This is a genomic window from Mycobacterium pinniadriaticum, assembly GCF_026242045.1.
Classification (GTDB): domain Bacteria; phylum Actinomycetota; class Actinomycetes; order Mycobacteriales; family Mycobacteriaceae; genus Mycobacterium; species Mycobacterium pinniadriaticum.
Genome location: NZ_JAPJDO010000036.1, coordinates 12,442 through 24,948, shown reverse-complemented (window position 1 = coordinate 24,948; position 12,507 = coordinate 12,442). Strand labels below are relative to the sequence as shown.

General features: G+C 68.5%; 12 protein-coding genes. 6 read left to right on the top strand and 6 right to left on the bottom strand.

Translation table 11 applies throughout. The features are described 5' to 3' along the window. Position 1 precedes the first annotated feature (1 nt). Positions 2–1,477, top strand: a complete 1,476-nt coding sequence (locus tag ORI27_RS26660; protein WP_266000126.1) for a dynamin-like GTPase family protein — start codon at positions 2–4, stop codon at positions 1,475–1,477. A gap of 3 nt (positions 1,478–1,480) precedes the next feature. Here ORI27_RS26660 and ORI27_RS26655 read toward each other — a convergent pair whose 3' ends face one another. The 4 genes from ORI27_RS26655 to ORI27_RS26640 are packed head-to-tail and all read right to left on the bottom strand — an operon-like array spanning position 1,481 to position 4,247. Beyond that, positions 1,481–2,038 carry a hypothetical protein gene (locus ORI27_RS26655; protein ID WP_266000127.1) on the bottom strand — a complete coding sequence of 186 codons (558 nt, stop codon included), beginning with the start codon at positions 2,036–2,038 and terminating at the stop codon, positions 1,481–1,483. A gap of 18 nt (positions 2,039–2,056) precedes the next feature. Further along, a complete protein-coding gene (locus tag ORI27_RS26650; protein ID WP_266000128.1) occupies positions 2,057–2,707 on the bottom strand; it encodes a hypothetical protein in 651 nt (216 codons plus the stop codon). A gap of 48 nt (positions 2,708–2,755) precedes the next feature. Beyond that, positions 2,756–3,688 carry an LLM class F420-dependent oxidoreductase gene (locus ORI27_RS26645; protein ID WP_266000129.1) on the bottom strand — a complete coding sequence of 311 codons (933 nt, stop codon included), beginning with the start codon at positions 3,686–3,688 and terminating at the stop codon, positions 2,756–2,758. A gap of 10 nt (positions 3,689–3,698) precedes the next feature. Then, a complete protein-coding gene (locus ORI27_RS26640) occupies positions 3,699–4,247 on the bottom strand; it encodes a hypothetical protein (RefSeq protein ID WP_266000130.1) in 549 nt (182 codons plus the stop codon). Positions 4,248–4,401: 154 nt separating this feature from the next. Here ORI27_RS26640 and ORI27_RS26635 point away from each other — a divergent pair, with 154 nt between their 5' ends. Continuing rightward, positions 4,402–6,138: an acyl-CoA dehydrogenase family protein gene (locus ORI27_RS26635; RefSeq protein ID WP_266000131.1), complete on the top strand. Its 1,737-nt coding sequence runs from the start codon at positions 4,402–4,404 to the stop codon at positions 6,136–6,138. A gap of 15 nt (positions 6,139–6,153) precedes the next feature. On the opposite strand, the gene ORI27_RS26630 is transcribed toward ORI27_RS26635, so the two are convergent. Together ORI27_RS26630 and ORI27_RS26625 are read right to left on the bottom strand one after the other, a co-directional pair. Further along, positions 6,154–7,011: an SDR family oxidoreductase gene (locus ORI27_RS26630; protein WP_266000132.1), complete on the bottom strand. Its 858-nt coding sequence runs from the start codon at positions 7,009–7,011 to the stop codon at positions 6,154–6,156. Positions 7,012–7,051: 40 nt separating this feature from the next. Continuing rightward, positions 7,052–8,722, bottom strand: coding sequence for an alkaline phosphatase family protein (locus ORI27_RS26625; RefSeq protein WP_266000133.1), 1,671 nt, complete (start codon positions 8,720–8,722; stop codon positions 7,052–7,054). 103 nt (positions 8,723–8,825) lie between these two features. Between ORI27_RS26625 and ORI27_RS26620 the strand changes: the two genes are divergently transcribed. From ORI27_RS26620 to ORI27_RS26605, 4 genes are read left to right on the top strand one after another with little or no spacing between them, the layout of a single operon-like run. Next, complete coding sequence (locus ORI27_RS26620) at positions 8,826–9,851, top strand: TIGR03617 family F420-dependent LLM class oxidoreductase (protein WP_266000134.1); 1,026 nt, start codon at positions 8,826–8,828, stop codon at positions 9,849–9,851. A 40-nt stretch (positions 9,852–9,891) separates the two neighbouring features. Further along, a complete protein-coding gene (locus tag ORI27_RS26615) occupies positions 9,892–10,512 on the top strand; it encodes a DsbA family oxidoreductase (RefSeq protein WP_266000135.1) in 621 nt (206 codons plus the stop codon). Between the two features lie 4 nt (positions 10,513–10,516). Continuing rightward, the gene (locus ORI27_RS26610) at positions 10,517–11,281 is read left to right on the top strand and encodes a GAP family protein (protein WP_266000136.1); all 765 of its coding nucleotides are present in this window, start codon (positions 10,517–10,519) and stop codon (positions 11,279–11,281) included. A gap of 4 nt (positions 11,282–11,285) precedes the next feature. Further along, entirely contained in the window at positions 11,286–12,506 is a 1,221-nt protein-coding gene (locus ORI27_RS26605) for an MFS transporter (protein WP_266000137.1), read from the top strand. Position 12,507: the final 1 nt, after the last annotated feature.

Genomic DNA, 12,507 nt, shown 5'->3' with positions numbered 1-12,507 from the left:
GATGAGCACCAGCGATCAGGTTCGCGCCATCCTGAGCGGCACCCGTCGCGCATACCAGGGCGAACCGGCCTACCGCGAGCGGCCCGATGTGTGGGGCGAACTGGACCGCATCGCCGGACGGCTCAACCAGCCCATTCGCATCGCATTGGCCGGCACCCTCAAGGCAGGTAAGTCCACCCTGGTCAACGCCCTGGTGGGGGAGAGTATCGCGCCCACCGATGCCACCGAGGCCACCCGCATCGTCACGTGGTTTCGGCACGGGCCGATCCCGAAGGTCACCGCCAACCACGTCGGTGGGCGGCGCTCGAACGTGCCGATCGCCCGCGACGGTGGCCTGACCTTCGACTTCGGTCGCCTCGACGCCAACGACATCGTCGACCTCGACGTGGAGTGGCCGGCCGCCGAGCTGATCGACGCCACGATCATCGACACCCCCGGCACCTCCTCGCTGTCGCGGGACGTCTCCGAACGCACGTTGCGGCTGCTGGTGCCCGAGGACGGCGTGCCCCGGGTCGACGCGGTGGTATTTCTGCTGCGCACGCTCAATGCCGCCGACATCGCCCTGCTCCAGCAGATCGGCGAGCTGGTCGGCGGTTCTTCCGGGGCCCTCGGTGTGATCGGGGTGGCGTCGCGGGCCGACGAGATCGGCGCCGGCCGTCTCGACGCGATGCTGTCGGCCAAGGACGTCGCGCAGCGATTCACCAGCGAGCTGGACCGGACCGGCATCTGCCAGGCGGTGGTGCCGGTCTCGGGATTGTTGGCGCTGACCGCACGCACGCTGCGGCAGAGCGAGTTCGCGGCGCTGGAGAAACTGGCGGCCGTCGACGTGGGCGAGCTGAACAAGGCGATGCTTTCCGTCGACCGATTCGTCCGCGCGGACAGCGCACTGCCGGTCGACGCGCCGACCCGGGCGCAACTACTGGACCGGTTCGGCATGTTCGGGATCCGGATCTCCATCGCGGTACTGCGCTCGGGGGTCAGCGATTCCGTTCGACTGGCCGACGAGCTGCTGGAACGCAGCGGGCTGGTCGCGCTGCGTGACGTGATCGACCAGCAGTTCGCGCAGCGATCGGAGCTGCTCAAGGCGCACACCGCGCTGGTCACGCTGCGCCGGTTCGTCGAGCGGCATCCCATCACGGCGACGCCGTACATCATCGCCGACATCGACCCGTTGCTGGCCGACACCCACGCCTTCGAAGAACTTCGCCTGCTCAGTCAACTTCGTTCGCGCCCAACGACTTTGACTGACGACGAGATGGTGTCGCTGCGCCGTATCATCGGCGGGTCCGGGACCGACCCGGCGAGCAGGCTCGGCCTGACCGCCGAAACCCCCGACGACGGGCCACGGGCCGCCTTCGCCGCCGCGCTTCGCTGGCGCCGCCGCTCGGAACACCCGCTCAACGACCCGTTCACCACCCGGGCGTGCCGGGGCGCCGTGCGCAGCGCCGAGGCGCTGGTCGCGATGTACGCCAGCTGACGGCTACTCGCCGCCACCGCCGCCCGGGCGCGGCAGCGGGAACGTCGGCAGCACTCGCTGCGTCGAGGTCACCGTCTCGGTAACCGTGCTCACCGAGGTGCTGGTGCTGGTGCTGGTGCTGGTGCTGGTCGACGGGGCTTCGGTGGTCGTGGTGACCGGCGACTCCGTCGTTGTGGTGGTGGGTTCTTCGGAAGTCGGGGTCTCGGTCGGGGACACCGTCACCGTCTGGGTGGTGCCGCCGGGCCCAGGGACGACCGTCACCGATGTCGCCGTGGTGGGGGTCGCCGGGGACGTCGTGGTGGCCGGGCCCGACCCGCCGCTGCCGGTGAACTTCACCATGGCGTAGACGAGAAAGGCCAGGATGATCGCGGTCAGCACCCCGAGGCCGACCAGCGCCGCCGGCTTCCGATACCACGGGGTGGGTTCGGGCGGAGGGTAGGCGCCGTAGCCGGGCTGCTGGTAGTCGCTGTAGGCCTCACCGCCGGTGCCGCCGTAGTTCGCGTACTGCGTCGGGTCAGTGTCGGAGTAGTTGTTCGGGTCGTCGGAACCGTCACGTGCCACGGGTTCCGATAGTAACGGTCAGTTCTCGCCGGGCTGGCCCGGGAATGCCGGTCGGTGGCTGGGGCGGACGCTGATCTGGGGCGGCCTGGTCTGCGGAGTGGTGACGTGAGGACGGCCGCCGTTGTTCTGCGGGTACTGGGGATACCGCGGCGCCCAGGTGCCCTGAGTCTGCGCCGACGGCGGACTCTCCGGTGGTGGTGGTGGCGGTGGTGGCGGTTCGGGCGGCCGTGAACTGGTCAAAGCGGTGGTCGTCGGTGCGCTGGTCGTCGCCGAGGGGTTGTTCTTGGAGCGGCCGTCGTCACCGCCGTCCAGCGAGGCGAGCAGGACCGCCGCGACCACGATCGCCACCACCGCCGCACCGATGGCGCCCATGGCAAGCGTCGCCTGCTTCTTGCGATACCAGGGCCGTTCTGGAAACCAGAACGCGTCGGGGGCGAACGGGTCGAAACCCTCCTCGAGGACGACGGCGGGCAGCGCGGGGTCGGTCGGCGGATCCTGGTCGTCGTCGCGGGAGGTCGTGGCGGATTTCGGCGGCGCCTCGGTCGGTGCTTCGGCCGCCAGCACGGAACCCGGGTAGGGCTCCTCGGGATAGGGGCCGAACGGATCCCCGAAAGGGACGGGCGTGGCAGCCTCGTCGACTTCCCCCCCAGCGGGGTCCTGCTTCCGCATGGCTACCCATGCTAAAGGGCTCGCCAGGGCCGATGCAGCATTCCGCAATCAGGCGAGCTGGCGGACCACCTCGCTGGCGAACAATTCGATGTGGTCGAGATCGGCCAGATCCAACAGCTGCAGATACACCCGCTGCACACCCGCCTCGATGAAAGGTCCCATCTGGTCGACGATTTCGGCGGGCGTCCCGACCAGCGGAGTGTTGGTGCGCAGCTCGTCGACCTCCCTGGATATCGCCTGTGCCCGGCGGCCGATCTCGGCGCCGTCGCGTCCGGCGCACACCACGAACGCCGCCGAATAGACGATCCCGTCGGGCGCGCGGCCGGCCTCCTGCAGCGCGGCGCGCACCCTGCCGATCTGCGGGCCGACGAAGTCCAGAGCCGGGAACGCCAGGTTGTACTCGGCGGCGAACCGCGCGGCCAGCGCGGGGGTGCGCTTGGCGCCGTTGCCGCCGATGATGATCGGCGGATGGGGGTCCTGAACCGGCTTGGGCAGCGCGGGGGAGTCCTTGACGGTGTAGTGGGCGCCGTCGTAGTCGAAGGTCTGGCCCGCCGGGGTGGTCCATAGCCCGGTGATGATGTCGAGCTGCTCGCCGAGTCGCTCGAACCGCTCGCCCAGCGGCGGGAACGGGATCGCGTAGGCGAGGTGTTCTTCGGCGAACCAGCCCGCACCGATCCCGAGGTCGACCCGGCCCGAACTCATCGCGTCCACCTGTGCCACCGAGATCGCCAGCGGTCCGGGATGACGGAATGTCGCGGAGGTGACCAGCGTGCCGAGCCGAATCGTGGACGTCTCCCGCGCGATGCCGGCCAGCGTCACCCAGGAGTCGGTGGGCCCGGGCAGCCCGTCTCCGCTCATCGCGACATAGTGGTCGGAGCGGAAAAACGCTGAGTAGCCGAGGGATTCGGCGGCCTGGGCCACCGCGAGCTGGTCGGCGTAGCTGGCGCCCTGCTGGGGTTCGACGAAGACACGGAAATCCATGGACGCCAGCTTAGAAAACCTCGACCCCTTCGGTGCTGATGAAGAGTCCGTGGCCGGTGCCGTCGTTGGTGAACCGGGTTCCGTCGCTGCTGGCGTCGATGGTCCAGCCGACCGCGTGGTATGTCGTGTAGTCGAGTTGGGTGGTCGGGATGTCGCCCAGGTTGCCGACGATCCAGCGGACGCTGCCGCTGGCGGTCACCTCGACCCCGTTGGCGGGGGCGCCGTCGACGACGGGCGGGTTGGTGAAGTCCGATTCGCAGCCGACCGTCCGAGCGTTGATCTGGCAGCGGGTCAGGCCCGACTTCGTCTCGATGTAGACGTAGCCGGTGTCGCTGGGGGCCAGTGTCTGTCCGCCTGGAGGGGGCAGGGTTGGAGTGACTGACGACGTCGGCGGCGACACGGTCGGCTTGGTGGTGGGGAAGCCCGGCTCGCCGCCCTGACCACAGCCGGGGCACTGGGCGGCGCCGTCGACGGTGTTGCTGCATCCGGCCCCCAGCGCCCCGGCGGCCACCAGCCACACCACCGCCACACCGGCCCTCACGCCGTTGGATATCCGCACACCGAACTCCCGCCGTCGAATGTCAGGGTACGCAACCAGTGACGGAAGTGACTCCAGTGACTCGCGGGGCGGTGCCTGGCCGGCATCCCGCAAACCGGCATCCGGTGCCCACGATCGCGTTAGATTCGACGCCTCAACGACGGGAGGGCACGCCATGACGGACGCCGGCGGGCTGCTGTTCAATCCGAACACCTACGACCCGCGACAGTTCGATCCGCAGACCCGGCGTCGGCTGCGGGCGCTGATCGCCTGGTTCGAGGAGCGCGGGAAGGCCAGGTTGTTGCACGACCACCTGGATGCGGCCTGGGTGTCGGACTTCCTGGAATTCATCAAGCGTGAGCGGATCTTCGCGACCTTCCTCACCCCGTCGGAGTACGGTCTCGGCGACGACGACAAACGCTGGGACACCTCCCGCAACGCCGCGCTCAGCGAGATCCTCGGCTTCTACGGCCTGGCGTACTGGTACGCCGAGCAGGTCACCATCCTGGGGCTCGGCCCGATCTGGCAGAGCGACAACGTCAAAGCCAAGCAACGCGCCGCCGAGCAACTCGACGGCGGCGGCGTGATGGCCTTCGCGTTGTCCGAACGTGACCACGGTGCCGACATCTACAACACCGACATGATCCTGACACCCGCGACCGACGACGAGGGGGTCGTCTTTCGCGCGACCGGTCAGAAGTACTACATCGGCAACGGCAACGTGGCGGGCATGGTGTCGGTGTTCTCCCGCCGCGCCGACGTCGACGGACCCGACGGGTACGTGTGGTTCGTCGCCGACAGTACGCATCCCGCCTATGAACTCATCGGCAACGTCGTGCACGGCCAGATGTTCGTGAGCAACTTTGCGCTGCACGACTATCCGGTACACACCGAGGACATCCTGTGCACCGGGCCGGAGGCGTTCTCGGTGGCCCTCAACACCGTCAACGTCGGCAAGTTCAACCTGTGCACCGCCTCGATCGGGATGTGTGAGCACGCTTTCTACGAGGCGATCACCCATGCCAACAATCGCATCCTCTACGGCAACCCGGTCACCGATTTCCCGCACGTGCGGGCCGGTTTCGTCGACGCCTACGCCCGGCTGATCGCGATGAAGCTGTTCAGTGACCGCGCGATCGACTACTTCCGCAGCGCCAGCCTCTCCGACCGCCGCTATCTGCTGTTCAATCCGGTGACCAAGGCCAAGGTGACTTCCGAGGGCGAGAACGTGGTCAGGCTGCTGTGGGATGTGCTGGCCGCCAAGGGCTTCGAACGCAATACCTATTTCGCCGAAGTCAAGGACCTGATCGGTGCGCTGCCGCGACTGGAAGGCACCGTGCACGTCAACGTGGCGCAGATCCTGAAGTTCATGCCCAACTATCTCTTCAGTCCCGCGGCCTACCCGGAGATCGGGACTCGCGACGATCCGGCCGACGACGTGTTCTTCTGGTCGCAGGGCCCGGCCCGTGGGGCGTCGAAGGTGCAGTTCGCCGACTGGGTTCCGGTGTATGAAAAGGCTTCGACGATCGGCAATGTGGCTCGCTTCCTGGAGCAGGCGCGGGCCCTGCAGCAGCTGCTGGCCACCGCCGCGCCGGATGCCGAGCAGCAGCGCGACCTCGACTTCATGCTGGTCGTCGGCCATCTGTTCACGCTGGTGGTGTATGGCCAGTTGATCCTGGAGCAGGCGGAGTTGCGCGGCCTGGACCCGGACCTGACCGACCAGATCTTCGATGTCCAGGTCAGGGACTTCTCCGCCTATGCGGTGGCGTTACACGGCAAGCCCAGTTCGACTCCGGTGCAACAGGAATGGGCGCTTGCGGCGGTGCGCAAGCCGGTCAGCGACCCCGACCGCTTCGATCGGGTGTGGCAACAGGTGAAGGCGCTCGACGGCGCGTACGCGATGCGTCCGTAGCGCTGCGTTGGGCGCTCACTCTGCGAAGCTGGTGAACCGTTTGAGACGCCACAGGTAGGGGGCCAGCCGCCGGGCCGGCAACGGAGTCGGCCAGTCATCGGCACGGAAATACGCGTCCGACCCACCGTCTACGAATACCACACTGCCGCAGAGGAAATCGGCGGCATCGGACAGCATGAAGATCACCCAGTCGGCAAGCTTGCCGGCGTCGCCGAATCCACCGATCGGCACCGGGAAGGCGCGGATGACTTTGGCTTCGGCCGGGGTGGACAGCTGTTTTTCCAGCAGTGGTGTCAGGATCGCGCCCGGGGCGATGGCGTTGAGCCGGATTCCCGCGCCCGCCCAGTCGCGGGTCACCGCGTGGCGCCGGACCCAGCGGCTCACCGCGACCTTGGAGGCCCCGTAGGCCATCGACGGCGCGGCGCGGCCGAAGATCCGCAGGGTCCGCACGGCCTTGTCGCCATCCCCGGCCAGCAGCGCCCGGATCGCACGGCGCGGTATCGCCGGAATGGTCGTCGTCGAGTTGCTGGAGAACACCACCACTTTGGCCCGTTCACCGGCCGCCAGCGCGGGCCGCCACGCCGCCAGCAACTCCACCACGCCGAAATAGTTGACCTGGGTGATCAGCGTCGACTGCCCCGAGCCCGGGGTGGGGCCGAGCCCGGCCGCCAGTACCGCGCCGTCGAGTCGCCCGCCACAGGCGTCGAGCACGGCCTCGGCGGCGGCCCGGCGACCGGCCGGTGTCGACAGGTCGGCCACCACGTCGGCTTCGCGGACGTCGACACCGATCACGGTGTGGCCGTCGGCCAGCAGCCTCGCCGCGACGGCCTGCCCCATTCCCGACGCTGAGCCGGTGACTGCGTAGGTACCCATCGACGCGAGTATGGCCTATCGGCGTCGGGGTCCGGAACGGTTAGACCGCCAGGCGGGACGGTTCCGTGGCGACCGGTGGCGGGGGCAGCGGATGTCCCGGTGAGAAGATGTCCACCCCCGTCATCCACGCGACCAGTTCGGCGACGACTCCGGTGGCAGAGACCAGCGCGTCACCGGCGACCTGCACCACCACCTCAGACACCGCGGCCAGCTGGCTGATCAGGAAGATGTTCGCCTCGGCGATGTCCTGCAGCGTCGCGGTGAGGCTGCTGATGCCGCCATCGAGGAAGTACGGGATGCTGGCGAAGATGGTCCGCACGCTGAGCGCCACATTGGTGGCGATATCCGGCCAGCCGTTCATGGCGATCGCGTCCTGGAGTGCCTGCTGCAGATCGGCCGGGTCGACCTGGCTGGACCCGAGCGTCGTCAGCGACACCCCGTCGGAGCCCGCCGGCGGCGGCCCGCCGAACAGGTCCATGACGGTGGGCGTGACGTCGACGATCGAGTACGACAGGTTCATCTGCCCCGGGTCGAAACCGGCGCCGTAGGCGATCACCCACGTCGCCGTCTCGTCGGGAGACTGGAATCCGTGCCCGAAGCCGAGCTGCGGCTGATGGCCGTGGTCGGTGACGACGATGACCGTCCAGTTCTCACCGGAGTTCATCACCGCGTCCATGATCGCGCCGATATTGGTGTCGGTGCGGTTGATGGCTTCCGCGTATTGCGGTGACGCACCGCCGTATTGGTGGCCGGCCTCGTCGACCTGGACCAGATAGGAGAACAGGAAGTTCGGCGGATCACCGCTCTCGATCGCGGCAACCGTCTGCGCGGTGACCTCGGCGTCGGTCTGCGACCAGTTGCTGTCGCCGGCAACCTGCGGCACCAACGTGACCGTGTCGGCCGGGTAGAGGCCGGCGCCGGCGATATCGGTGATGACGTCCCAGTCCGCGATCGCCATGGTGTCGATGTCGGAGTCGTAGTACTCGAGCTGGTTGAACACCGTCGGCCACTTCACGTAGGTGTCCGCGCTGAAGATGTTGTTGATGACGCCGGTCTGGTTGTCCCAGGCCCCGGTCAGGATCGCGGTCCACGACGGGTTCGAGATCGTGGTGTGCCCGACGATGCTGGCGACCCCGGTGACACTGTCGTTCATCAGGTCGATGAAGTTCACGTTGATGTCGGGCTGGGCCAGGACCCGGCGCAGGTTGGTGCCGTCCACGCCGAGCACCAGCACGTGGACATCGGTCGGGTCGGCCGCGTCGTTGGTGACGGTCACCACCGTCGCGCTGGCGCTGCGGGCGCGGTAGGAGTAGCCGGTGGCGCCGCTGCCGGCTGGAGCAAGCGGCAGCGGCGGCGCCGGAATCGGGGCCGGAAGGGGCAGCGCCGCTGCGAGTTTCATCGGAGTGATGGTGCGCCGTACCGTTCGGGCGCTCACCGTGGCCGCGGGCGCCGGTGTGCCTGTCGCAGCGGCGCTGGGCGCGCCCTTGATCACGGTGCGGCGCGGTCCGGTGGCCAGGCCGCCGGACTTGACGGCCGGCCTGCGCGACCGGGCGGTCGATCCCGACGACGTCGAGTTCGACGACTTGGCCGAGCCCTGCCCGCCCGGTGATCCGGAATCGGCGGAGGCCACCGCGGTCGCGACCGCCGAACCGGTGCCGGCGACCACGCCGGCCACCGCGATTCCCAGACATACCTGCTTGATCGTCGTCATCGTCGTCTCCGATCGGCTCCCAGCTATTGCACAGCTGTGTCACAGAGTAGAGCGGGGACGAGTCCGCGGATGGCGAATCCGACACCCCGTTACTATCCGTTTGGTGGACGTCGACGTCATGACCACCGCGCTTCCGCTCGGACAGATCGGCAGCCTGGCGCAGCGCACACTGGCGGTGGGCTTCTCCGGAATGTTGTTCACCGAGACCGGCCGGACTCCCTACCTCAACGCGGCGGTGGCCTCGCAGGCCGCGCCGGGGCTGGAGCTGTCAACCGGTGTAGCGGTGGCCTTCCCGCGCAGCCCGTTCGTCACGGCGGCCACCGCGTGGGAACTTCAGGAGTCGACCGGCGGGCATTTCCGGCTGGGGCTGGGCACCCAGGTGCGCACTCACGTCACGCGGCGCTACGGCATGCCGTTCGAACGTCCGGGCCCGCGGCTGCGGGACTATGTGCTGGCCGTCAAGGCCTGCTTCTCCGCATTCCGCACCGGTTCGCTCGATCACCACGGTGAGTTCTACGACCTTGACTTCATCACTCCGCAGTGGAGTGCTGGTCCCATCGAAGCGCCCGACCCCAAGGTCGACATCGCCGCGGTGAACCCGTGGATGCTGCGGATGGCCGGTGAAGTGGCCGACGGTGTGCACGTCCATCCGATCGGCGAACCCGGGTATCTGGCCCGCCACGTGGTGCCCAAAGTCGCCGAGGGAGCGGCGAAGTCAGGGCGCTCGCCGTCCGATATCGCGCTGATCGTGCCGGTGATGACCATCGTCGGCGACACCGACTCCGAACGCGCGGCCGAGCGGGAGCGGGTGCGGTTCTCCATGAGTTTCTACGGGAGCACCCCCAACTACGCGTTCATCTGGGACGAAGCGGGCTTCGAGGGCACCACGGCACGGATCCGGGAGAAGCAGAAATCCGGCGACGTGCCCGGGATGGCCGCCCAGATCACCGACGACCATATCGCCGCGTTCGCCACCGAGTCGACCTGGGACGGACTGGCCGACGCGCTCGCCGCGAAATACCAGGGAACCGCGACCCGCATCGTGTTGTACAACGCGCTGGGAGACGGCGAGCGGTTCGAACGTTACGGCGAGGTGGCGCGCCAGCTTTCGGGCCGGGTGGCCGGATAGAGCCGGTGCCCGGCGTGGTCGGCTGGGGTAGCCTGCCGCAATGCGCACGGTTGAGGTTTTCGCCGATGTCCTGTGTCCGTTCACCCATGCCGGGCTGCACACCCTGATCGATCGGCGCGCCCAGCTCGGGCATACCGAGCCGCGGCTGCGTATCCGCGCCTGGCCGCTCGAGCTGATCAACGGCAAGCCGCTGGACCCACACCACATCGGCACGGAGGTCGCCGCCCTGCGCGCCTCGGTGCGCCCGGATCTCTTCGCCGGCTTCTCGGCCGACACCTTTCCCACCACCTCGATGACCGCGTTCGCGCTGACCGCCGCCGCTGACCGGGCCGATGACGCCACGCTCAGCGAAGCGGTGGGCATCGCGCTGCGTGACGCGGTGTTCGAAGAGGGTCTCGACATCGGGTTGCCGGAGGTCGTCGCCCCCATCGCCGAGCGGTTCGGCCTGGAACCCCTCGACGCCGACGCGACTTCGGCTGCCGTACGGGCCGACTGGGCCGAGGGTCGCGAACGGGGCGTGGTGGGGTCACCGCATTTCTTCGTCGGCGGCGGAGCCGGGATGTTCTGCCCGGTCCTGGACATCAGTCGCGACGACGTCGGCGACTTCGTGATCGCGTGGAAGCAGGGCACCGAGGACTTCGTCAACAGCTTGCTGGGGTGAGGTGGTGGCCACCCACCTGGCGGTGATCGCCACCCTCGCACTCGCGTTGCTGTTCAGCCCCGAGACCCTGGTCCTGGGCCTGGTCATCGCCAGCGACACGAAGGTTCCCCGGCAGGCGACCCTCGCCTTCTCGGCCGGGGCGATCGCGGGCATCGCCTTCGCCACCGGTATCGGTGTGGGGATCGCGGCATTGACCGGTGGCGGCGCCGTGGCGGGCGCGCACCACACCTCGTGGCCGGGTTTCATCGTGCGCCTGCTGATCGCGGCGGCGCTGTTGGCGATCGGTATCCGCCGCGCGATCGGCGCGATCCGGCACAAGCCGATCGCCGACGTCTCGAAACCCGAACAGCGGTCGAACCCGCTGCGGACCCGGGTCGTCGAGCGGTTCCCCACGGTGGCCCGTGCGCTGAACCCGGAAGCGGATCTGACGGTCCGGCAGCGGATCGTCCGGGCCGCGCTGTCCGGGTTCGCGGTGTGCGGCCTGCATCCGAAGGTGTTCCCGATCGCCATCGCCGCCGGGCATCAGATCCTGGACATCAGCGCTCGGGGCGAGCGCACCCTAGCTGTCGTGGTGTTCGCCGCGATCGCCGTCATCCCCGCGGTGGCGCCGACCGTCATCGAAATCGTCCGGCCGGGTGCCGCCGGCCAGATCAAAGAGGGCTACGAACGCATCATGAAGGTGCACGGGCGTTGGATCATCGCCACGCTGCTGTTGGCCGCCGCCCTCGCCGTCGGCCACGGTGCGTTCGATCACATGCCGAAGCACTGATCGCGTGATCTCGACCAGGGCCGATACCGATTCGGTCCGCCTGGGGGGATTGCTGAGCGGTGTGTTGGTCACCCAGATCGTCAACAGCGCCGTGCATCTGGCCCAGCCTCTGCTGGTCGCCGATCTCTCCGGATCGTTGGGCACCGCCGCGTTCTTCACGGCATTCGGCACCGCCGTCCACATGCTCGGCACCTACCTCGGTGGCTGGCCGACCGATCGGTTCGGCGCCCGGCTGGTATTGGTCTTCTCGACGTTGCTTCGGGGCGTCGTGCTGGCCGGCATTCCGATCGCCATGGCCTTCGGGTTCGCCACCCTGCCCTGGGTGATGTGCTGCTACACACTCGAGGCACTGGTCCGCGGGTATGTGGACACCGCGGTGCACACCGTTCCGCTCGACATGGTCGGCCATCGCCGCGATCTGCTGGACCGGATCAACTCCCGGTATGAAGTGGCCTTCGAGGTCGGCGCGGTGGCCGGTCCACTGATGCTCGGCGGCCTCATGCTCTGGGCCCCCGGCATCGTCGCGCATATCGTCATCCCGATCGGGTTCGCCGCGTCCGCGGCGTGCTATCTGCTGATCCCCAAGCGGACCGATCCGTCGGCCGACGCCGGGGCCAAGCCGCACGGGGGATCGTGGGAAGGCCTGAAATACGTTCTCGCCCACCCGTATCTGTTGCTCGTCGTCCTCGGGCTGATGGTGTTCCACCTCTACGAGCTACGCAAGATCCTCAGTGCGTTCTTCGCGAAAGGACTGCTTCACCATCCCGCCGCGGTCGGTCAGGTGGGGGCCGCCTTCGCGCTGGGTGGGGTGGCGGGCGCGCTGCTGTATTCGGTGACGCGGCACCGGAAAACCGGGCTGGGGTGGGTGTTCGGCGGGGTGGTCGGGACGGTGGTGCTCGCCGTGGGGTGGATGCCGGTGAACCTGCCGGTGATGGTCGCCGCGGTGTTCCTGTTCGGGGTCGGCAACGTGTGCGCCCGGCTGGTCCTGACCCGGTGGCGGCAGGAATTGACCCCGCTCGAGCACGCCGGCGGGGTGACCGCCGCGTCGGAGTTCGGCCGGACCGCGGTGTCGGTGGGTGTCAACAGCGCTGTCGGCGGGGCGTTTTCGTCGGGAGTGGGCGTGTACGGCGCATTCGGGATCGTCGGGGGCATGCTGGGGATCTTCGCCGTGGCCCAATTGGCCTTGGCTCGGTTGTACGCCCGCAGGGGCGATCCGAATCTGTAGG